Source organism: Leisingera sp. M523 (genome assembly GCF_025141335.1).
In the GTDB taxonomy this organism is placed as follows: Bacteria; Pseudomonadota; Alphaproteobacteria; order Rhodobacterales; family Rhodobacteraceae; genus Leisingera.
Genome location: NZ_CP081036.1, coordinates 396,178 through 417,246, shown reverse-complemented (window position 1 = coordinate 417,246; position 21,069 = coordinate 396,178). Strand labels below are relative to the sequence as shown.

The following is a 21,069-nucleotide window of genomic DNA, read 5'->3' as shown; positions in this document are numbered from 1 at the left end:
GGGTGCCCGGATCAGTGCCAACCGCGAGGGCTTGCTATTTGCGGATGTTCCAGACCCCGGCATCGCGCCGCATTAGGGACTGTTCCGCGGCGTTCAGCCGGGTCGCGGCGGCACCGGGATCCTTGCTGCCGCCCGCATTGTTCCAGATCTTCAGGGCCGATGCCGGACTCCAAGGCAGGCAGGCAGAGGCCAGCCAGCGCCGCAGCCCGGGCGGCAGTGCGTCATAGGCCTGCATCGGGTCCCCTGCCCGGCGCCGGCGTTTCAAGCGGGAGTTCAGATTCCGGCCTGCCTTGCCGTCAGCCATTGCGGCGCCAGCCTGGAAAGGGATCGTCCAGCGCGTTCCAGGCGGGATCAAAGCCGCCCGGTGCCTCCGGCATCAGACAGCCATCCAGACGGGCGGTGATCGCGTCTTTATCCAGCCCCGCCCCGATAAACACCAGCTCCTGGCGGCGGTCTCCCCAGGTTTCATCCCAGTTCTGCAGGAACTCGCGCCGGGCCTCGGGGTGGGCGGGCCAGCGTTCTGTTGGCACTGCAGCCCACCACAGGCCCAGCGGGCGGACCGAGGAGATTGCCCCGGCCAGCGAAAACTCCGCAGCCCATTCAGGGCGGGTTGCCAGCCAGAAATGCCCCTTGGCCCGGATCACGCCGGGCAGATCGCCGTTCAGCGCCGCATGGATCTGGGCGGGATCAAAGGGTCGCCGGGCGCGGTAGACAAAGGAGGAAATGCCGTATTCCTCTGTCTCCGGCACGTGGTGTTCAAACCCGTAAAGCTCCTTGGCCCAGAGAGGGTGCTCATGGGCGCGGTCGAAATCGAAACGGCCGGTGTTAAAGATCCTGTTGCCGTCCACCTTGGAATGATCCGCGTGGATAACTTCGGCATCCGGGTTCAGCGCCTTGATGACGGCCATGGCTGCGGCTGTCTGATCCGGCCCTGCGTCCGACACTTTGTTCAGGATGATAACATTGGCGAACTCGATCTGGTCGGTCAGCAGGTTGACCAATGTGCGGTCATCTTCCTCGCCCAGGCTTTCGCCGCGGTCGCTGAGGAAATCGTGGCTGCTGAAATCCTGCAACAGATTCACCGCATCGACCACCGTCACCATCGTATCCAGCCGGGCAACATCCGACAGGCTGGCGCCATCGGCATCCCGGAAATCGAACGTTGCGGCCACCGGCATGGGTTCGGCAATACCGGTGCTTTCGATCAAGAGGTAGTCAAAGCGCCCCTCCCCCGCGAGGCGGCGCACTTCTTGCAGCAGGTCATCGCGCAGGGTGCAGCAGATGCAGCCGTTGGTCATCTCAACCAGTTTTTCGTCCTGCCGCGACAGTTCGGACCCGCCGCGCACCAGGTCTGCGTCGATGTTCACTTCGCTCATGTCATTGACGATCACCGCAACCTTGCGGCCCGCGCGATTGTTCAGGACGTGGTTCAAGAGCGTGGTCTTGCCCGCCCCAAGAAAGCCGGACAGGACCGTAACCGGCAGCCTCATATCTGTCATGCGGAATCTCACTATGTTATATCATAACAAAATCACAAGCTGGGTAGCAGCCTCTATCGCAACCCGCAACCCTGGAACCAGCAGACGAGCCATGGCCAATGGGTGTATTCCGCTATCCGGATAACGCAAAACGGCATTCAGCTGCTGTGTTTCGCTTGCAGTCTGGACCGGCAGTCAAGAGCGGGGGCAATGTGAGCCAGCAACTGAATTTCCTTGCCATCATCTCCGGCGAGCAGGACAAGATGCGTGAAGGGTCACCGCTGTAGTTCTTGCTGACATTCCGGCCTTTCCCTAGGCTCGTGAACGGGAGGGTCTGCAATGACACTGAATGAAGCGATCGCAAGCCAGCCGCTCTGGGTGCAAATCTGGGTCAACATTCTGTTCCTGGGTGCTTTTGTCCTGCCGCTGGCGCTGCTGATCTGGAGGCCCAGCCGGGTGGCCGGGCTGGCCACCGTGGCGGCCAGTGTATTGGCGGGGGCCGGAGTTTACTGGTTATACGGGCAGCTTGGATATGTACGCCTCTTGGGACTGCCGCATGTGCTCCTATGGACACCTCTGTTGATCTGGCTGTGGCGGCAGCGGGCGCAGCCCGGAATGCCCGTTTGGCCGCGGCGGATCATCCTGGCTGTCTGCACAGTGATCGCAATTTCGCTGGCCTTTGATTATGTGGATGCGGCGCGGTACCTGCTGGGAGAGCGGCAGCCGTATTAACCGCTGCCGCGCACAAAAGTTTGAAAAAACTTTTGGCAATTTTCTTACTTAAGAAAATTGCGCCGCCCGCATAGAGGTCGATATCCTGCACGCCGCCCGGTTGGCCGGCGCAGGACCTTGGAGCCACCGCGGCCAATGGCTTCGCACAGCACCGCGATCAAGGGCGGTTGTGGCACTCCGCCATCCGTCACCGAATGCACCCGCGCGGTATGGCCGAGATTGCGCACGTAATTGCCGTATTGGCGGCCTCCTGCAGGCCCTTACCGAGACAACCGAACAGGGAGCGGGCGAACGGGCCGGCGCATTCTGGCACCCGGGCGGCGTTCGCCTCGTTGATAGAGGTGGCGGGATCCGCCACGCGTTTCAGGGTCTAGAACGGGTGCACGCCATCCATGAAGCGGCGTCTGGCGCAGGGTTCGCGGGTGGCGGCGCTTTTGACGTGGGCGCCAAGGCCCAGCCGGTGTTTGCGGCCCGGCGTCTGACCCATTGTCTGGCCCGGCGCCCGCAAGCAGGCCCGCTGTTCCTGCGCGTCCGCGAGTCGGCCCGTATCCTTGCCGGCGGCTTCGGGGCAGCGGAAAGACGTCCGGGACAGCGGCGGCAGCCTGTCCAGATCCGCAAGTGCTGCCAGGAGCGTCAGGGTCTCCATCGGATAGGCGCCCAGATGCACAGGCCGGTTGCAGTAGGAAAACAGTTCGCCCAGGAATTGCCGCTGATGTGTTGCAGCTTGGCGACGATGCACGGCCCGGCCAGCAGCAGTTTGGCGGCGGTCAGACGCAGCGCTGCCAGTTCCTGCACGGTCAGCTCGGTCTCGAAATGGGCGGCGTTTTCCTGCGCAACCGGCAAGACCGCTTGCAGCGCCGCCTGCCCCTGCGAGGCCATGCTCATCCGGTAGCCCAGGGAGTTGCGGACCTGGGAGCGCAGGTCCGTCACGTTAATTGACATTGCCACCTATATTGCCGGAAAAGGCCAGCCGTATTTCTGCGCGTGTGCCTGCGGGCCTTGTTCGGCCGGGCAACAGATCCGGCCGCACCGGCTGTTAAGCCGGTTATCACGCTTTCCCGCCCGGACATTATGTGTATATATATTGTCATTAAAATTCATTAATCGAATTGGGAATCCGAATGCCAGCCCCCCGCGAAAACATGAGTTACAGGGATATCAAGCAGGTCGTTCTGGACCGGATCCAAAACAAGATCTGGGCGCCGGACAGTCTGCTGCCCAGCGAAACGGACCTGGCTGTTGAATTCTCAAGCACGCGCACCACTGTGAACCGGGCGCTGCGGGAGCTGGCCGAAGAAGGCTATCTGGAACGCAAACGGAAGGCCGGGACGCGGGTTTTGAATTCACCGGTCCGCAAAGCCCAGTTTTCCATCCCCCTGGTGCGGGATGAAATCGCTGAAACCGGCGCCGCCTACCGGTATTCCCTGGTGGAAAGCCGTATCATGCCCGCCCCGGCATGGCTGTCAGCCCGGCTTGATATCCCTCAAAAGCAGGAGGTTCTGCATATCAGATGCATGCATTATGCCGGCAATGCGCCGTTCCAGTATGAAGTGCGCTGGGTTGTAACAGACAGCATCCCCGAAGTTCTGGAGGCGGATTTCACCCAATCCGGTCCGAATGACTGGCTGGTGCAAAAAGTACCCTTCACAAATCTTGAGCTGAGCTTCATGGCGACCAAGGCCGATCAGACAGTGTCCGAGTTTCTGGACGCCCCATTGGGGGATCCGTTGTTCACTGCGGAAAGGATTACTTGGCTGCGCACCAAGCCTGTAACGCTGGCAAAGCTGTTTTTTGCTCCCGGATATAAAATGACGACTCATCTGTAAGGTTTGCGCCGGCATGTCTGGCGGTCTGCGGTGCTGGCGCCAGGTTCGGAATTGGAAATGCCCGGCGCCTGCAACCTGCATCTTAAGGCCGCCAGACAGCATCCTGGCCCACACGGGTGATACTGGCGGACAGGGTCTTGAACTCGCTCCGGATATAACCCGCGAACCGCTTGACGGAGGGCCGCATTGGCTGGGTTTCATAGCGCAAAATGCCCAAGTGCCGGTCCGGATCGCCAATGCGGACCGGCAGGGCGCTGATTGATTTCTGGCGCCGCATCATGAACACCACGGAAAACGGCAGCACCGTCAGAGCGTCGGACCCCGTAAGGATACTGACCACCGCGCTGAGGGAGCCGCCGGAGAAACTGACCTTGAAGTCCTTCACTCCGATCCCTTCAAGCACCGCGCGCAGATCGTGGTAAAGCGGGCTGTCCGCCGGCGGCGCAATCCAGGAGTACTGCGCAATTTCCGGCAGCTTCACTGCCCCGCGCCGGACCAGCGGATGCCCTGCCCGGCAGGCGATGACGTTGCGCCCGGGCAGGATCTGGTCAAAGGAAAACCCCTCAGGAATTGACGCCTGCCGCATCGGCAGAATGGCCAAGTCAAGAGTTCCCTCCTTCAGCTTCGGCATCAGATCGCCGGGGTAGCCATAACTCTGGTCGATGCGCACGTCCGGGTAGCCCATCTGAAACTCGGCGATCATGGGCGAGATCACCCCGTCGAGGAACACCGGCGTGCCGGCAACCCGCACTGCGCCGCTTTTGCCGCGCTGGAATTGTTCCAGAACCGCACCGCTGCGGCGCACTGCAAGAAAGACCTTCCTGCCCTCCTCTGCCAGGGCGAGGCCCAATTCGGTTGGCTGCAGCGGGCGCCTGCCCGGCTCAAACAAGGGGGCGCCGACGCGCTCCTCCAGCATCGCCAGCGATCGCGACAGGCTTGGCTGCGACTTGCCAAGCAGCTCTGCCCCTTCGGTCAACCCGCCGCGATCAACAATGGCAAACAGCATTTCAAGGTGACGGGGATCCAGCTTCATACCGAAAGGTTATATTAATGCCCTCAAGTTCGATCAAGTTCGAAAAATTATCCATCATATTGGTGTCACACCCGGTTTGGAGGCATCCGGCATGTTCGACACTGCAAAATACGGATCAGATCAGACCGTCATCTTTGAGGCGGGGCTGCACCGCGCCCTGGACCGTCATGTTTCTGCGCTGGGTGCCAACCGCGTTCTGGTGCTGACCACACCGCATCAATCGGATCTCGGGTTGGAGCTGGCGGCGCAGCTGGGCGCCAAGGCGGCAGGTGTGTTCTGCCGCGCCGCAATGCATACGCCGGTCGCGGTGACCGAGGAAGCCCTGGCCCATCTGCAGGATGTCGGCGCGGACACTGTGCTGGCGGCCGGCGGCGGTTCGACCATCGGGCTTGGCAAGGCGCTGGCCCTGCGCAGCGGCGTCACCCAGATTGCCCTGCCCACAACTTATGCCGGCAGCGAATGCACGCCAATCCTCGGCCAGACTGAAAACGGGGTGAAAACCACGGTGAATGACAGCAATCTGCGCCCGGCCACCGTGCTTTATGACCCGGAACTGGTGGCAACCCTTCCGGTACCGATGACCGTGACAAGCACGCTCAATGCCATGGCCCATGCCGTCGAGGCGCTCTATGCGCAGGACCGCAATCCACAGTCGACTGAACTGGCGCTGACCGGGCTGCGTATCTTTGCCGGCGCCCTGCCGCGGGTGCTGGAGGATCCGGCCGGGCTGGAAGCGCGCCTTGCCACGCAGCAGGCTGCCTGGGCCTGCGGCACGGTACTGGGCCAGGTGGGCATGGCGCTGCATCACAAGCTTTGCCACACACTTGGCGGCAGCTTCGGTCTGCCGCACGCCGAAACCCATGCCATCGTGCTGCCCCACGCCGCCGCCTATAACGCTGCTGCCGTGCCCGGCCTGCTGGTCCCCGTTGGCGAAATCTTTGGAAATGCCGATCCGGCGGCCGCGCTTTGGCAATTCGCCAAGGATCACGGCGCTCCGATGGCGCTGCGCGATCTGGGGCTGGCGGAGGCGGATCTGGACCGCGCTGCCGCTCTTGCAGTGCAGAACCCCTATTGGAACCCAAAAGAAATCACCCGGTCCGGCATTCGGGACCTGCTGGCGCGCGCCTGGGGAGGAGACGCGCCGGGTAACTGAACCATGAGCTGTCATCAGGGAAGAGACCCCATGATCAACCGCCGAACATTGCTGAAAACAGGCACCGCTGCCGGGCTGCTGAGCACAAGCGGACTCGCCGCGCCCGCCCTGGCCCGGGGCGCAAAAATCAAACTGGGCTACATCAGTCCGCAATCCGGCCCGCTCGCGGCCTTTTCCGAGGCGGACCGGTTCATCCTGGACGGCTTTGCCGCAACCGACGCGGGCCGGAATTTTGAGGTCATCGTCAAAGACAGCCAATCGAACCCGAACCGTGCGGCGGATGTGGCGCGCGAGCTGATTGTGGATGACGGCATCGACCTGATGCTTGTCGCCTCCACGCCGGAAACAACCAACCCGGTTGCCACAACCTGCGAGGCTGAGGAAATCCCCTGCATCTCCACCGTTGCCCCCTGGCAGCCGTGGTTCGCCGGGCAGCAGGGCAATTCCGGCGATCCGGGGTCGTGGGAGCGGTTTCACTATGCCTATCACTTCTTCTGGGGGCTGGAGGACATCATCGCGGTCTTCAATGCCATGTGGAGCCAGCTGGACACCAACAAATCCGTCGGCGCGCTGTACCCCAATGATGGCGACGGCAATGCCTGGGGCGACCCGGTGCTGGGCTTCCCGCCGGCACTGGAGCAGAGCGGCTACAGGCTGACCGACCCTGGGCGCTACCAGAACCTGACGGATGATTTCTCTGCCCAGATCAACGCCTTCAAACAGGCCGAAGCGGAGATCGTGACAGGCGTGCCGGTCCCGCCTGATTTCACCACATTCTGGACCCAGGCCAAACAGCAGGGCTTTGCGCCCAAAGCTGCCACCATCGGCAAGGCGGTCCTGTTTCCGCAGGCTGTCGAAACCCTGGGGGATGCAGGCCACAACCTCAGCTCTGAAGTCTGGTGGTCCCCGAACCATCCGTTCAGCTCCTCACTGACGGGCCAGTCCGCAGCCGGTCTGGCCCACGGCTTCACCGCCGCAACCGGGCGGCAGTGGACCCAGCCCATCGGCTTTGCCCATGCGCTGTTCGAGATGGCCGCTGATGTGATGGCCCGCGTGGATGATGCCGGTGATGCGGATACCGTGTCCGAAGCAATCGCCGCCACCGAGCTTGCCTCCATCGTCGGGCGCATCGCCTTTGACGGCACAGGCCTGCCGCCTTTTGCACAGGCAAACGTGGCCAAGACACCGCTGGTGGGCGGTCAATGGCGGCTGACGGAAAGCGGCGGCTATGACCTTGTGATCGTTGACAGTTCCACCGCGCCCGAGGTGCCGGCGGGCGGTGTGATGGAACCCATTTCATGATGCTGAAAGGAACCCGGATTTGCCCCATCGCTGCAATGGGATGGCCGGAGCCGCTGACATGACCCTTCTCTCATTGCAGAACGTATCGAAAAGCTTTGGCCAGCTGAAAGTGGCTGATGACGTCACCTTGGAGGTTCCGGCCGGCCAGGCACTTGGCATCATCGGACCAAATGGCGCGGGGAAATCAACGCTTTTCAACCTCATCACCGGCAATCTGCGCAGCGACGCAGGATCCATCCGCTTTGACGGGCGCGACGTGACGGCGGCCCCTGCCATGCAGCGCTGTTTCGCGGGTGTCGGCCGCTCCTTCCAGGTGCCGCAGCCCTTCGGCAACATGACCGTGTTCGAGAACCTGCTGGTGGCCGCCACCCATGGCCGCAAAGCCTCCGAACGGGATGTGCAGGCAGATTGCGCCCGCATTCTAAGCCAATGCGGGCTGTTGCAGGCGGCCAACCAACCGGCGGGCGGCCTCGCGCTTTTGCAACGCAAGCGGCTGGAAATGGCGCGTGCGCTGGCAACGGATCCCAAACTGCTTTTGCTGGACGAAATCGCCGGCGGGTTGACCGAGGGCGAATGCCTGTCCCTCATCGATACCATCCGCAACATCCATGCCCGCGGCGTTACCATTATCTGGATCGAACATGTTCTGCACGCGCTCACTTCGGTGGTTGAGCGGCTCCTAGTGCTGAATTTCGGCAAGGTGATCGGCCTTGGCACGCCCGATGACATCATGAACCGGGCCGAGGTCCGCGACATCTATCTGGGGGCCGGTGTCTGATGCCCATTTTGGAAACACGCGGCCTTACCGCCCGTTACGGTGACTTTCAGGCGCTGTTCGGCGTCGACTTGCGGCTGGACGAAGGGGAAACCCTTGCCATCATCGGCGCCAACGGCGCGGGAAAAACAACCCTGATGCGGGCGCTGGCAGGTGTACTGCCATCGGCCCCCGGCATGGTGCATCTGGCGGGCCGGCCTGTGGGTGCGCTCAGCGCCGATCAGATCATGCCGCTGGGCCTTGCGATGGTGCCGGAGGGGCGTAAACTCTTTCCTTCTCTCTCGGTCGAGGAGAACCTTCTGATCGGCACCTACGGGCGCAAGGTCCAAGGGTACTGGAGCCTGGAAGCGATCTACGACTTGTTCCCGATCCTTGCAAAACGGCGGCACCATCCGGGCACTGCGCTTTCGGGCGGGCAGCAGCAGATGGTGGCCATCGGCCGCGCGCTGATGTCGAACCCCAAGGTCCTGTTGTGTGATGAAATCAGCCTTGGCCTGGCGCCTGTGGTGATCCGGGACATCTATGCCGCCGTGCCGAAAATTCAGGCCAGCGGCGCCAGCCTGATCGTGGTGGAACAGGATATCGGCCAGGCGATGAAAGCCGCCGACCGAGTCTGCTGCATGATGGAGGGCCGCATTACCCTTGAAGGGCGTCCCGAAGATCTGCGCCGCGAGGATATTCACGCAGCCTATTTCGGAGCCGCCGCATGATCTGGATCGACACAATACTGCAGGGCATCCTGCTGGGCGGGCTTTACGCGCTGTTTGCCGCCGGTCTCAGCCTCGTTTTCGGGATTATGCGGCTGGTGAATTTGGCCCATGGCGACCTGATTGTATGCGCGGCCTACCTGATCCTTGTCCTGGTAACGCTTCTGGGACTGCCGCCGTTAGCGGCGGCGCTGCTGGCCGCGCCGGTGATGTTCGCTGCAGGCTGGCTGCTGCAATTGCACCTGCTGAACCGCACGCTGGGGACGGATATCCTGCCACCGCTGCTGGTGACGTTCGGCCTGTCGATCGCGCTGCAGAACGCCCTGCTTGAGGGTTTCAGCGCTGACAGCCAGCGCCTGCCGGCCGGTGCGATCGCAACCGCCTCGATCAAGCTGGGCGATCTCAGCCTCGGGCTGCTGCCGCTTCTGACCTTTGCCTCCGCCGTCCTTGTGATCCTGGGGCTGAACCAGCTGTTTTACCGCACCGGGCTGGGCCGCGCCTTCCGTGCCACCTCGGATGATGCGGTCACGGCGAGCCTGATGGGCATCCGCCCCGGGCGCATTTTTGCCACGGCTACGGCAATTGCCATGCTGGTGGTGACGCTGGCCGCGCTCTACCTTGGGATGCGGGCGAATTTTGATCCGGCAATCGGGCCTGCCCGTCTGATTTATGCCTTTGAGGCTGTGATCGTCGGCGGCCTTGGCAGCCTGTGGGGCACGCTGGCGGGCGGTATCATCATCGGCGTCGCACAGACGCTGGGCGCCGCGGTCAATCCCGAATGGCAAATTCTGGCCGGGCACCTGGCCTTCCTCCTCGTGCTGCTGGTGAAGCCGCGCGGACTGTTTCCAAGGGCGGTGGACTGATGGCTGATCTTACACATTCTCCGGCACAATCTGCGGCACTTGCTGCGGCGGCACCGTTCCGCGTGACGACCCGCACAAAGGCGTCCAATCTGTTCGGCCTGCTGGCCTGCGGCGCGGTCCTTCTGTTGGCGGTTTTGCCCTTCTTTGCCGGGCGCGGGCTGATCCAGGATCTGTTTTTCATCCTGACCATGCTGGTGCTGGCACAGCTTTGGAACCTGCTTGCAGGCTACGGCGGTCTGGTCAGCATCGGCCAGCAGGCCTTTGTCGGCACCGGCGCCTATGCGATGTTCGGCGGCGTCATCATCGCAGGCATCGATCCTATTGCTGCAATCCTGCTGGGCGGGCTGGCGGCGGCGGTCCTTGCAGTGCCGATGGGTTATTTCGCCTTCCGCCTTGCCGGCGCCTATTTCGCCATTGGCACCTGGGTCATGGCCGAAGTCGCGCGGCTGCTCCTTGCGCAGGTTAAAACACTTGGCGGCGGCACCGGCACCTCCCTGCCCCGCACCGCCACCCGCGGGATGTGGGCGACCGACTGGATCAAATCCGCACTGGATGTAAAAACCGCCGCCGCGCGCGATATCCTGACCTATTGGCTGGCACTGCTGCTGGCGGTAGTGGTGATCGCAGCGATCTACGCGCTTTTGCGCTCGCGGCGCGGGCTGGCACTGTCGGCTGTGCGCGACAACCCGGAAGCCGCGAAATCCGTCGGCGTCGATGCTGGCCGGATCAAATGGCTGGTGTTCCTGGCGGCCAGCTTTGGCACCGGGCTGGCTGGGGCGCTTATCTATGTTCAGAAAGCCCGCATCAGCCCCGATGCCGCCTTCAGCGTCACCGATTGGACGGCTTACGTGATTTTCATCGTGGTGATCGGCGGCATCGGCACCATCGAGGGCCCGATCCTGGGTGTCCTCATCTTCTTCGCATTACAATCGCTGCTGGCCGACTTTGGCAGCTGGTATCTGCTCACGCTTGGTCTTATCGGAATCGCGGTCATGCTCCTGGCGCCGCGCGGCCTATGGGGAGTTTTCTCCGACCGGACCGGCATTCAGCTTTTTCCCGTTCAGCGGCGTCTGAACGGCGGCACACTCAAGGAGGATTAATCATGGCTGAGATCGAAACCGACGTGCTTATCATCGGCACCGGGCCTGCGGGCTCTGCAACGGCGGCGCTTCTGTCAAGTTACGGCATCGCGAATATGGCGATCAACCGCTACGGCTGGCTGGCCAGCACCCCCCGCGCCCATATCACCAACCAGCGCACAATGGAGGTGCTGCGCGATCTGGGGCAGGATGTCGAAGCGGAGGCCTATATGCATGCGGCCCACCAGGACTTGATGGGCGAGAATGTCTTTTGCGAAAGCCTTGCGGGGGAGGAGATCGGCCGTATGAAAAGCTGGGGCAACCATCCCCTGTCAAAGGCCGAGCATCTGCTGTCCAGCCCGACGATGATGAACGACCTGCCGCAAACCTTCATGGAGCCGATCCTGTTCTCCACCGCCTGCAAACGCGGCACCCAGGCCCGGATGAGCACCGAATACCTGAGCCACACGCAGGACGCGGAGGGCGTGACTACCACCTGCCGTGACCGCCTGTCGGGCCGCGAATTCTCGGTCCGGTCAAAATACCTTGTCGGTGCTGATGGCGGCAACTCGCTGGTGGCGCAGAACGAAAACCTTGCGATCGAAGGCAAGATGGGCGTCGGCGGGTCGATGAACATCCTGTTCCGCGCGGACCTGTCGAAATACGTCGCTCACCGGCCCAGCGTGCTGTACTGGGTCATGCAGCCCGGCGCCGACGTCGGCGGCATCGGCATGGGGCTGGTGCGCATGGTGCGGCCGTGGAACGAATGGCTGATCGTCTGGGGCTATGACATCAACGAACCTGCACCCGTTGTGGACGAGGCGATGGCAACACAGGTCGCGCGGCAGCTGGTCGGCGACCCCGAGCTGGAAATCGAGCTGATCTCGGCCAATACATGGACCGTGAACAACGCCTATGCCCCCCGGATGCACAATGGCCGCGTCTTTATCATGGGCGATGCGGCACACCGGCACCCGCCCTCGAACGGGCTTGGCTCCAATACTTCGATCCAGGACAGCTTCAACCTCGCTTGGAAACTGGCCGCGGTGCTGAATGGCCAGGCTGCCCCCGGACTGCTGGACAGCTACACCGCCGAGCGCGCACCGGTTGCCAAGCAGATCGTGACCCGCGCCAACCAGTCCATCAGCGAATTCGGCCCGATCTTTGAAACCCTCGGCATGACCGGCGGCACCAGCCTTGAGGAGATCCGCTCCAGTGTGGCGGCCCGCTGTGAAACCACGCCAGAGGCGGAAAAACAGCGCGCCGCAATCCGCGAGGCGATTGCCTTCAAGAAGTACGAGTTCGACGCCCATGGGGTGGAAATGAACCAGCGCTACAAATCCGATGCCGTGGTCACTGACGGGCAGATGGAACCGGCATTCGAGCTGGACGCGGAACTGCACTACCAGCCCACCACCTGGCCGGGCGCGCGGCTGCCGCATGTCTGGGTGTTCGTCCCTGAAACCGGAGAAAAGCTTTCGACCCTGGATCTGTGCGGCAAGGGTGCCTTTACCCTGCTGACCGGCATCGGCGGCGAGGCCTGGGAAGAGGCGGCAGAGGCCGTGGGGGCAGAGTTCGGTCTGCCGCTGACGGTGCGTCTGATCGGGCCGCGGCGCAAATTCGCAGACCATACCGGCGATTGGGCGCGGGCTTCGGAAATTGCTGATTCCGGCTGTATTCTGGTCCGTCCCGACCACCACGTCTGCTGGCGCGCCGAGGAAATGGCCTCGGATCCCAAGGGCGAACTGCGCCGGGTGCTTTCCCATATTTTCGGCCGCGGCGCGGCGGCCTCCATGGCAGCGGAGTAACGATATGTTTGATGAGCACGAAAATGGTTACTTCACCGAAGAAACCAGCGCCGAGGTTGTTGCCGCCCGCAATGCCAAGGCCGAAAACGAGCGGCTGCGCGACTGCGTCAATATCCTGGTGAAACACATCCACGCCGCGATCAAGGAAATGGAGCCCAGCCAGGAAGAGTGGTTCAGGACCATCATGTTCCTGACGGAAACCGGCCATACCTGCGATGACTGGCGGCAGGAGTTCATCCTGCTGTCGGACATCATGGGCGTTTCCATGCTGGTGGACGCGATCAACAACCGCAAACCCACCGGCGCCTCCGAAAGCACGGTGCTTGGCCCCTTCCACGTGGCCGAGGCACCGGAGCTGCCGATGGGTTCCAACATCTGCCTTGATGGCAAGGGCGAGCCAATGCTGGTCAGGGGCCGGATCCTCGACACCGATGGCAACCCGGTCGCGGGCGCCAAGATCGACGTCTGGCAGGCCAATGACGAGGGGTTTTACGATGTGCAGCAAAAGGGTATCCAGCCCGATTTCAACCTGCGCGGCGTGTTTCGTACCGGTGCCGATGGCAGCTACAGCTTTCGCGCCGTAAAGCCGAAATTCTACCCGATCCCGGACGATGGTCCGGTGGGCAAGCTGCTGCGCGACCTTGGCCGCCACCCGTACCGGCCTGCGCATTTCCACTACATCCTCGAGGCTGATGGGTTTGAGAGCCTGACCACCCACATCTTCGACCCGGATGACCCCTACATCAACTCCGACGCGGTCTTTGGCGTGAAGGAAAGCCTGATGGCCAAATTCGACCTGATCGAGGATCCGGCAGCGCTGCAGGAGGCCGGATTCGATGAGGCCTTCTATCTGGTGGAGCACGACTTTGTTCTGGCAAAGGGCTGACGGCATGAGTAAACCCTGCATCATCTGCGTCGCGATCACCGGCTCCCTGCCGCGCAAGGCGCACAACCCGGCAGTGCCGGTCACGGTCGAAGAACAGATCGAGAGCACCCATGCCGCGTTTGAGGCCGGGGCCAGCATCTGCCACGCCCATGTGCGCAATGAGGACGAGACCCCCTCATCGGATCCGGAGAAGTTCGCGCGTCTCAAGGAAGGGCTGGAAAAGCACTGCCCCGGAATGGTGATCCAGTTCTCCACCGGCGGACGTTCGGGCGCGGGCAAGGCCCGGGGCGGCATGCTGCATCTTCGGCCGGACATGGCATCGCTTTCGGTGGGATCGAACAACTTCCCCGCCCGCGTCTACCAGAATCCGCCGGATCTGGTGGACTGGCTGGCGGCAGAGATGATCACCCACGGTGTGAAACCCGAGATCGAGGCCTTTGACCTCAGCCACATTCACCAGGCTGCACGGATGCAGGCGGACGGGCGTTTGAAGGGGCCATTGTACATTCAGTTCGTGATGGGGGTGAAAAACGCCATGCCCGCCGACCGCGACGTCTTTGACTACTACGTGAAGACCGTAAACCGCCTGTTGCCCGGTGCAGAATGGTGCGCTGCGGGGATCGGCCGGGACCAGCTGACCCTGAACGAATGGTGCGTCGCCAATGGCGGCCACGCGCGGACAGGACTGGAGGACAACATCCGGCTCGGCAAAGACCGGCTCGCTTCGTCCAACGCCGAACTGGTGGCAAGGGTGACGGAGATCTGCCACTGGCACGGCCGCCCGGTCGCCACGCCGGCCCAGGCGCGGAAAATTCTCGGCTTGGCCTGACACTGGAATTCGGCCTGGACTTGCGGCGGGTCAATTTTGGAGCAGCAACATCAACTGAGCAGACCGGAGCGCGGAAATGCAGGTCCCTGGCATGCCACCCGGGGCACTTCAGGGCTAGGCCCGGGGGCCGTCAGGCGGCGTGCAGGTGTTGCAGGTTGCGCCGCTTAAGCGCCTGGCGGGCCAGGTCGCCGTAAGCCCTGCGGACCAGCCCGCGCCCGTGCTCGCCAACCAATCCATGAACGGCAGCCAGTTCAGGGAAGAGACCGAACAGTTCCCGCCGGTCTGCAGCGCACAACCCGCGGATGGCTTCGGGACCGGGCCAGAATGTCTCAGTTGCGATACCTTCTGCGAAAATCACCTCATGTCGCTCGGTCATGAGGTGCACATAGGTGACCGGATTGGCTGCCCCGGCCTGTTGTGTGCAGTTTTCGTCAACTGCTGCCAGCAGTTTCGCCGAGAGAAAACTTTCGCCAAGCTGCATGTCTTGTCCAAATGCTTTGGGGCCGGCTAACAGACGGTGCTGGGGGGACAGCAGCATCGGCCGCTCCGGGGACAGCAAACCGCCCGGGCGGAGGCAATACGGCCTCAGATGCGGGTGCTGCGCCAGCTCTGCCGGGCTCAGCGTGCGTTTGCCGACCCAGATAACGGGCTGTAACCCATTGTCGGCGGTTTGCAGCATATCGCCCACCCGGATCCGGCCCGCAGGCACCGCGCCGCGTCTGGTGGCAAGAAGAACATCCGGTGTGAAACAGGGGATGCCTGCAGAAATGAGCTGTGCAGTGGTTGTGATCTGTGACGGGGCCACCCCCTGCAGAACAAGCTTTTCACCCCCTGGAAACGTGAGCAGCGCATTGCCGGATCCATCGTCGGTCACCGAGATATCGCTGGTGCGGACGGCCCCGTCGGGTCCGGTGCCGCCGGTCAGATCGGAAACATCAAGCTGGTCATTGAAGAAACCGTCGCTGTCATCATCGGCGATGCTGAAGTCGCTGACAGTGTCAATGCCGCCCGCCCCGGTCAGGATCAGCTCATCATATCCCGCCCCGGTGGTAATGGAATCGTCACCTGCGCCAAGCGTGACCGTGTCATCGCCCGCGCCTGCGTCAATCGACACCCCGGCGCTGTCCGCCGAAGCATCCACCACATCACCCTGATCCGTCAGCTTAAGCGCCTCGATCTCGGAAAAGGTGATCGTGTCGGAGCCATCGGTGATCGTGCCGGCCTCATCGCCGGTGTAGGTGACCGTGACCCCGGTGGTGACTGCCGAGACGTCGACCGTATCGTAGTCGTTTCCCGCCTCGCCGCCGGTCAGGGTGTCATTGCCGAACCCGTCGGACATCCGGAACGTATCAGCATCAGCCTCGCCGTGCATTTGATCGTCGCCGCTGCCGCCGACCAGCAGATCATCGTCATTACCGCCGTACATAGTATCGGCGCCGTCGCCCCCTTCGAGGGTGTCATTGCCATCGGTTGCGACAATGCTGTCGTCACCGGCGCCGCCTACCAGGCTGTCATCACCGGCAGAGTTCCGCAGCGTGTCATTGCCCGCACCGCCGATCAGCGTGTCATTGCCAAGACCGGTGGTCAGGCTGTCGTCGCCATCGCCGCCTTCGATGTAGTCGTCGCCATCGCCCCCGGCGATCGTGTCGGCACCGATACCCCCGATCAGGGTATCGTTGCCAAGGCCGCCGTCCATGACATCATCGCCGCCGCCGCCCTCCAGGCTGTCATGGCCTGACTCGCCGTACATCAGATCGTTATCGTTGCCGCCAACCAGCAGGTCGTCATCGTTGCCGCCGTACATGGTGTCGGCGCCATCACCCCCGATCAGCGTGTCGTTGCCGTCGGTTGCCACGATGCTGTCGTTGCCCACGCCGCCGACCAGGCTGTCATCACCAGCGGAGTTCATCAGCGTGTCGTCGCCTTCGCCGCCGATCAGCGTGTCATTGCCAAGACCGGTGGTCAGGCTGTCGTTGCCTGCGCCGCCTTCGATGTAATCGTCGCCTTCACCGCCAGAGAGCGTGTCGCCTCCGGCCCCGCCGATCAGGGTATCCGCACCGGTTCCGCCATCCAGAACGTCGTCACCGTCGCCTCCATCCAGGCTGTCATCGCCAGCCTCGCCGAACAAGGAGTCATCCCCCCCCTGGCCATAGACCACGTCACTTCCATCACCGGCCAGAACGGTATCGGCCCCTTGCTCGATGCCGGTGGTGACCGGGTCGTCGATGATACTGCCCGAAAGGGTAAATCCCGCCCAGCCCTCGCGCGTTTGCAGCGTGAATTCAATCGACGATTTATCTTCGAAACCAGCAGAAAACCAGGCGTCCTGATCGGTGTAATCATTGTAATCGGACCCGGTGGCGGTCACAATACTGCCGTCAACAGCCGTGCCAAGCGACGAGTCTGAGGACACCCCGAATGAAGTGAAACTGTTGCCGTCGATTATGACAGCCTCGGCATCGCCATAGCCGCTGTTGTCATCCACGTCATTGAAGGTCGCCGTGGAATTCAAATATACCGGCTCATTGGTATCCGGATCAAAGAACTCAAGCCGGAAGGTCGCCTGGTCACCCGGATCGTCACCGCCCAGCAGGATTTCCGCGCCGGCTGTGTAGCCGAATTGTACCGACATGTCCGGGTTGGATTTCTCCACCAGCACCAGCCTGCCCCAGACTTTGGTTCCGTCCTCCAAAGTGGCAACGTCGCTGAAAACGGCATTATTGCCTGCAGATCCTAACGAGCCGTCGTGGGAAATGCCCTGGATGTTGTTGATATCCAGCACCAGCGGCGTGGCGTCCAGCCCCTGCTCGAACCCATCGCCCATGTCGCCATAAACGGTATCGTTGCCCTCGCCCGCGTCAATCAGGTCGCTGCCTTCTTCACCCGCAACGGTATCCTCGCCTGCACCGGCGTCGATCGTGTCGTCGCCGGTGGTTCCATCCATTTTGTCGCTGGCATCCGTGCCGGTTTTGGAAGCTACAAGGTCATGGACCCAATCTGGTATCGGCATAGTATTTTTTCGCTTTCGAATTCACTGCACAGGAAGCACAGTCGAAATTCTCCGGATCCCAGCTGCCTGACGATGCTTGTCGCATGTATCACAAAGAGCTTTACGCCAGAGCTGGAAAGAAACCGTAAACTCGTGGAAGACGGCGCGCGTGGCCTGCCTCCAGGGAAGCTGGTTCTGCGTTGCGGGCGATCCCAGCTCGGCAAATGGGCACATTGGAACAAGGCAGAGCCGGGCTTCCGGCGGCCAAGAAAGCCAATGGGCCACCAATAGATCAATGCCCATAGTCACTGATGCAAGTGCTTTCAGCTGGGTCGTGCAGCGCGATACCGGCGTTGCGTTCCTGAGTGCAGGTTCCAATTTCCCCGTGCCAGGTAAATCACGCGGTTCCGCAGCCGGTGTGATGCACGGTGACGGTGCTTTTTGTTCCCGAAGCAGATGCTGCGCCACAGCGCCGGCGCCGGCCTGAGGCAGGCTTCAACCACCAGCAGAAACTCCCGGCTGGCCATCAGCGCGCTGCCATCTTCTGCTTGCCTGCTGACATAAGCCCAGCCGGGCAATCACCCGCAACGGCTTGAGTTTGCCCGGTGAAGAAGAAGGAGGTGATGGGCTCGATCGGGGCCCGCGTGACCCAGGATATCATGCCGCCGTCGCACGCGTGTATCGCTTCGATCTCCTGCGGGAACAGGCAGGCGGCGAAAGCAGTGCAAATCTTGGGGATGTATCCCGCATTTCCCGCCTGTCCGGCCTGGTTCCAATAGGTGATCCATTACCGTGGAAAACCGAAGACAATCTGTCCGTCGGCAGAGTTTTTGGGCCCAAAGGCGGCTTAAAATCAGAGAGTGTTCAGCTCATCTGGCTGGCTTGATGATGCGGCGTGTTTGCGGTGATGCAATCGTCGCGCATCGAATGTCTTTCGTTTGATCCTTTCTCGCTGTTGTAGAATGGCTTTGTCACATCCGAAGTAAACCCCGGTTGGCGTGTCGTTGTTCAAGCTCTCGTGATTTCTCTGGTGATTGTTGCGATCCACGAAGGCTTCTATCTGGGCTTTGAGATCGCCGGGCAGGAAGTGGTTTTTCAGCAGGATAATGTTCTTCAGGGTCTGGTGCCGGCGCTCAATCTTGCCCTGTGTCTGGGAATGTTGCATGCCCTTGTCTTCCAGCCATTCAGCCAGATTTCCCGAGGCGTAACTGGACCCATTGTCACTCAACAGCCGCGATTTGTGAACGACGTGAACCTGATCCCAGCCTCACGCCTATGGCTCTTGCAAGAACCGGCACTGCCCGAAGTGCCAGGGGCCGGCGGCGCGCGGCTGGTTGGCAACGCGGGCCGAAGACCTGCTGCCCGTGGCAGTACTTCCATATGGTCTTCACCCTGCCATCGGCGCGCTTTCCCCATAGACTGATCCCAGGCCCGCGCGGCGTCCACCTTGGAAGGGTTTTCCAACGCAGGCCGAGGTCGCGCCAGGCCCCGCCCTAATACCACGGCCTGCATCGAAAAACCTTCACCAATGCTGATAGTGCTGCATGCCAATGCGAAGATCCGCTATAGTGATCAGCACTTCTGCTGATCGGAGAGAGGAGCATGTTTTGCGACGCAACGAGCTGACGGAACGATTCCGCGCCCTTCACGTCCCGGGCAAGCCGGTGGTGATGCCAAACCCTTGGGATATCGGATCAGCAAAGGTAATGGCGCAGCTGGGTGCGCAGGCGCTGGCGACGACCTCTTCAGGGTATGGCTTCACGCTGGGTCTGGCTGATGGCGGCCAGATCACGCGCGACATCGCCCTGCAGCACGCTGCCAGTATCTGCGCAGCGGTCGACGTGCCTGTGAACGGCGATTTCGAAAACGGCTTCGGAGACGATCCCGAAACTGTCGCCGAGACTGTAAGACTGGCAGCTGAGGCCGGCCTGTCGGGGGTTTCGGTGGAGGACACGGCTGTCCCCGGAACAAGTTCCTATCCGTTTGACCTGGCGCTGGCCCGGATAGAGGCGGCCGTCGATGCAGCCCGGTCTGCGGGGATCGTGCTCACTGCCCGCGCGGATGGCTGGCTTATGAATAACTATGAACAAGCAGAGGCGCTGCGCCGTTGCCAGGCGTTCGCCCAAGCAGGTTCAGATGTGATATACGCCCCGCTGACCGATGCCGGAACCACCCGCGCGCTTGCCGCAACTGGCACACCTGTCAATCTGCTGGCCGCGGGTGCGATGCGCGATCTCACAACAGATGAAATCGGCGCATTGGGTGCCGCCCGGATCTCCATCGGCGGGGGGCTGGCCCGTGTCACCCAGCAGGTGATCCTGGATGGCACCCGCGCAATGCTGGAACGGGGCGATTTCACGATACTGAAAGGGGCCGCAAGCACGGCAGAAGTTGAGGCGATGCTGGCAAGGTGAGCCGCTAACCTGCCCAGCCAGCCTTTGCGTCCAGGATCCTTTCCAGCACAGCCGGACAGGCGCTGGCTGGCGGTCATCCGGGCACTTCAACCCTTGATCCGGTGGCCGCCCCCGCGCAAGACAGTCATTTGCTGCAGCTGGACGCAGTGCGGAACAGTGGACCTCAATCACTAAAAAAGGCCGCTCCAACCGGAGCGGCCTTTCCTGAATTTGGAACTCTCCGGCGCCTTAGGCTGCCAGCGCGTCCTGTGCCTGGCGCACGATGGCACCAAAAGCTTCGGGTTCGTGCACGGCCAGGTCGGCCAGAACCTTACGGTCCACTTCGATGCCGGCCAGGGTCAGGCCGTTGATGAAGCGGGAATAGGTCAGCGCTTCGTCGTGCGAACGCACAGCAGCGTTGATCCGCTGGATCCACAGCGCGCGGAAGTTGCGCTTGCGGTTCTTGCGGTCGCGGGTTGCATACTGGTTCGCCTTGTCGACGGCCTGACGGGCGACTTTGAAGGTATTCTTGCGGCGGCCGTAATAACCTTTGGCTGCCTTGATGACCTTCTTGTGACGGGCGTGAGTGACGGTACCACCTTTAACGCGGGACATATCTCAATCTCCTCTTAGCGGTCGTAGGGCATGAAGCCCTTGACGATCTTAGCGTCGGGTGCCGACAGGGTTGTGGTGCCGCGGGCATCGCGGATGAACTTGCGGGTCCGTTTGATCATGCCGTGGCGTTTGCCGGCCTGACCTGCCATGACCTTGCCGGTCGCAGTCACCTTAAAGCGCTTTTTGGCGCTCGACTTTGTCTTCATCTTGGGCATTTCCGTCTCCTTCAATGCGGGTTCGCTAGACGCGCGACTCGGCATGCCTAAGAAAGGCCGGCCACGCGGAACAGAGCTGCCCAATACGCAATGCCTGCCCGATGGGCAAGCCGATTCTCTACAGAAGGCGTCCCAGAACCCGGAAAAACGCATCCGGGATCTCGTCGATGCGGTAGCCGCCGGGTTTCATTATCACCGCATAGGCGATCAGACCGATGGCAATCAGAATGGTCGCCACGGAGGCCCGCGGCGGCCGCTGTTCGCTGAAGGCCGACAGAATCGACGGCACCGAAAACCCGGCAATCACCAAACCCGCTATCAGCGGCAAATCGGTCCCCATAAACCACGTCCCCCATCACGGCCTGACACAAGGAAATGGTAGGCGA

At 62.1% G+C, this 21,069-nt stretch carries 22 protein-coding genes and 2 pseudogenes; 14 read left to right on the top strand and 10 right to left on the bottom strand.

All coding sequences use genetic code 11. The annotated features are described in order from the left end of the window. Nucleotides 1-34 precede the first annotated feature (34 nt). Together K3557_RS02070 and K3557_RS02065 are read right to left on the bottom strand one after the other, a co-directional pair. Complete coding sequence (locus K3557_RS02070; RefSeq protein ID WP_259997359.1) at nucleotides 35-304, bottom strand: DUF6525 family protein; 270 nt, start codon at nucleotides 302-304, stop codon at nucleotides 35-37. Next, entirely contained in the window at nucleotides 297-1,499 is a 1,203-nt protein-coding gene (locus tag K3557_RS02065; protein WP_259997358.1) for a GTP-binding protein, read from the bottom strand. The genes K3557_RS02070 and K3557_RS02065 overlap by 8 nt, the downstream gene beginning before the upstream one ends. Before the next feature lie 98 nt (nucleotides 1,500-1,597). Between K3557_RS02065 and K3557_RS02060 the strand changes: the two genes are divergently transcribed. Together K3557_RS02060 and K3557_RS02055 are read left to right on the top strand one after the other, a co-directional pair. Beyond that, nucleotides 1,598-1,765 (top strand): hypothetical protein, encoded by a 168-nt coding sequence (locus K3557_RS02060; protein ID WP_259997357.1) that lies wholly within the window; start codon nucleotides 1,598-1,600, stop codon nucleotides 1,763-1,765. A 52-nt stretch (nucleotides 1,766-1,817) separates the two neighbouring features. Next, nucleotides 1,818-2,210 carry a hypothetical protein gene (locus K3557_RS02055; protein ID WP_259997356.1) on the top strand — a complete coding sequence of 131 codons (393 nt, stop codon included), beginning with the start codon at nucleotides 1,818-1,820 and terminating at the stop codon, nucleotides 2,208-2,210. Nucleotides 2,211-2,580: 370 nt separating this feature from the next. Here K3557_RS02055 and K3557_RS02050 read toward each other — a convergent pair whose 3' ends face one another. Then, on the bottom strand, nucleotides 2,581-2,856 hold the full coding sequence (locus K3557_RS02050) for a hypothetical protein (protein WP_259997354.1): 276 nt from the start codon (nucleotides 2,854-2,856) through the stop codon (nucleotides 2,581-2,583). Next, nucleotides 2,844-3,158, bottom strand: coding sequence for a hypothetical protein (locus K3557_RS02045; protein ID WP_259997351.1), 315 nt, complete (start codon nucleotides 3,156-3,158; stop codon nucleotides 2,844-2,846). Before K3557_RS02045 ends, K3557_RS02050 begins: the two co-directional genes overlap by 13 nt. 194 nt (nucleotides 3,159-3,352) lie before the next feature. On the opposite strand from K3557_RS02045, the gene K3557_RS02040 reads away from it, so the two are divergent. Continuing rightward, entirely contained in the window at nucleotides 3,353-4,036 is a 684-nt protein-coding gene (locus tag K3557_RS02040; RefSeq protein ID WP_129372956.1) for a GntR family transcriptional regulator, read from the top strand. Between the two features lie 82 nt (nucleotides 4,037-4,118). Here K3557_RS02040 and K3557_RS02035 read toward each other — a convergent pair whose 3' ends face one another. Then, entirely contained in the window at nucleotides 4,119-5,069 is a 951-nt protein-coding gene (locus K3557_RS02035) for a LysR family transcriptional regulator (RefSeq protein WP_259997349.1), read from the bottom strand. A 91-nt stretch (nucleotides 5,070-5,160) separates the two neighbouring features. Here K3557_RS02035 and K3557_RS02030 point away from each other — a divergent pair, with 91 nt between their 5' ends. Genes K3557_RS02030 through K3557_RS01990 form a run of 9 tightly spaced genes read left to right on the top strand, consistent with a single transcriptional unit; the run spans nucleotide 5,161 to nucleotide 14,471 of the window. Continuing rightward, entirely contained in the window at nucleotides 5,161-6,222 is a 1,062-nt protein-coding gene (locus tag K3557_RS02030) for a maleylacetate reductase (RefSeq protein WP_259997347.1), read from the top strand. Nucleotides 6,223-6,252: 30 nt separating this feature from the next. Continuing rightward, nucleotides 6,253-7,524, top strand: a complete 1,272-nt coding sequence (locus tag K3557_RS02025; protein ID WP_259997345.1) for an ABC transporter substrate-binding protein — start codon at nucleotides 6,253-6,255, stop codon at nucleotides 7,522-7,524. 58 nt (nucleotides 7,525-7,582) lie between these two features. Continuing rightward, nucleotides 7,583-8,302 (top strand): ABC transporter ATP-binding protein, encoded by a 720-nt coding sequence (locus K3557_RS02020; RefSeq protein WP_259997343.1) that lies wholly within the window; start codon nucleotides 7,583-7,585, stop codon nucleotides 8,300-8,302. Beyond that, the gene (locus K3557_RS02015) at nucleotides 8,302-9,009 is read left to right on the top strand and encodes an ABC transporter ATP-binding protein (RefSeq protein ID WP_259997341.1); all 708 of its coding nucleotides are present in this window, start codon (nucleotides 8,302-8,304) and stop codon (nucleotides 9,007-9,009) included. Before K3557_RS02020 ends, K3557_RS02015 begins: the two co-directional genes overlap by 1 nt. After that, complete coding sequence (locus K3557_RS02010; RefSeq protein ID WP_259997340.1) at nucleotides 9,006-9,869, top strand: branched-chain amino acid ABC transporter permease; 864 nt, start codon at nucleotides 9,006-9,008, stop codon at nucleotides 9,867-9,869. Before K3557_RS02015 ends, K3557_RS02010 begins: the two co-directional genes overlap by 4 nt. Further along, a complete protein-coding gene (locus K3557_RS02005) occupies nucleotides 9,869-10,969 on the top strand; it encodes a branched-chain amino acid ABC transporter permease (protein ID WP_259997339.1) in 1,101 nt (366 codons plus the stop codon). The genes K3557_RS02010 and K3557_RS02005 overlap by 1 nt, the downstream gene beginning before the upstream one ends. 2 nt (nucleotides 10,970-10,971) lie before the next feature. Beyond that, nucleotides 10,972-12,756, top strand: a complete 1,785-nt coding sequence (locus K3557_RS02000; protein WP_259997338.1) for an FAD-dependent monooxygenase — start codon at nucleotides 10,972-10,974, stop codon at nucleotides 12,754-12,756. Between the two features lie 4 nt (nucleotides 12,757-12,760). Beyond that, nucleotides 12,761-13,642 carry an intradiol ring-cleavage dioxygenase gene (locus K3557_RS01995; protein ID WP_259997337.1) on the top strand — a complete coding sequence of 294 codons (882 nt, stop codon included), beginning with the start codon at nucleotides 12,761-12,763 and terminating at the stop codon, nucleotides 13,640-13,642. 4 nt (nucleotides 13,643-13,646) lie between these two features. Further along, on the top strand, nucleotides 13,647-14,471 hold the full coding sequence (locus K3557_RS01990) for a 3-keto-5-aminohexanoate cleavage protein (protein WP_259997336.1): 825 nt from the start codon (nucleotides 13,647-13,649) through the stop codon (nucleotides 14,469-14,471). Between the two features lie 130 nt (nucleotides 14,472-14,601). Here K3557_RS01990 and K3557_RS01985 read toward each other — a convergent pair whose 3' ends face one another. Both K3557_RS01985 and K3557_RS01980 read right to left on the bottom strand, forming a co-directional pair. Further along, entirely contained in the window at nucleotides 14,602-17,481 is a 2,880-nt protein-coding gene (locus tag K3557_RS01985) for a Hint domain-containing protein (protein WP_259997335.1), read from the bottom strand. 832 nt (nucleotides 17,482-18,313) lie between these two features. Then, a pseudogene (locus K3557_RS01980) lies at nucleotides 18,314-18,727 on the bottom strand (integrase core domain-containing protein); the annotation flags it as partial. 4 nt (nucleotides 18,728-18,731) lie between these two features. On the opposite strand from K3557_RS01980, the pseudogene K3557_RS01975 reads away from it, so the two are divergent. Together K3557_RS01975 and K3557_RS01970 are read left to right on the top strand one after the other, a co-directional pair. Continuing rightward, nucleotides 18,732-18,861 (top strand): annotated as a pseudogene (locus K3557_RS01975) (transposase zinc-binding domain-containing protein); the annotation flags it as partial. A 206-nt stretch (nucleotides 18,862-19,067) separates the two neighbouring features. Then, complete coding sequence (locus K3557_RS01970; RefSeq protein ID WP_259997334.1) at nucleotides 19,068-19,874, top strand: oxaloacetate decarboxylase; 807 nt, start codon at nucleotides 19,068-19,070, stop codon at nucleotides 19,872-19,874. A 228-nt stretch (nucleotides 19,875-20,102) separates the two neighbouring features. Here K3557_RS01970 and rplT read toward each other — a convergent pair whose 3' ends face one another. The 3 genes from rplT to K3557_RS01955 all read right to left on the bottom strand — a co-directional run bounded on the left by rplT (nucleotide 20,103) and on the right by K3557_RS01955 (nucleotide 21,023). After that, nucleotides 20,103-20,468: a 50S ribosomal protein L20 gene (gene rplT / locus K3557_RS01965; RefSeq protein ID WP_024088794.1), complete on the bottom strand. Its 366-nt coding sequence runs from the start codon at nucleotides 20,466-20,468 to the stop codon at nucleotides 20,103-20,105. Nucleotides 20,469-20,482: 14 nt separating this feature from the next. Next, nucleotides 20,483-20,683, bottom strand: coding sequence for a 50S ribosomal protein L35 (gene rpmI, locus K3557_RS01960; RefSeq protein WP_027263382.1), 201 nt, complete (start codon nucleotides 20,681-20,683; stop codon nucleotides 20,483-20,485). Between the two features lie 118 nt (nucleotides 20,684-20,801). Then, nucleotides 20,802-21,023 (bottom strand): hypothetical protein, encoded by a 222-nt coding sequence (locus K3557_RS01955; protein ID WP_259987316.1) that lies wholly within the window; start codon nucleotides 21,021-21,023, stop codon nucleotides 20,802-20,804. Between the last annotated feature and the right edge of the window lie 46 nt (nucleotides 21,024-21,069).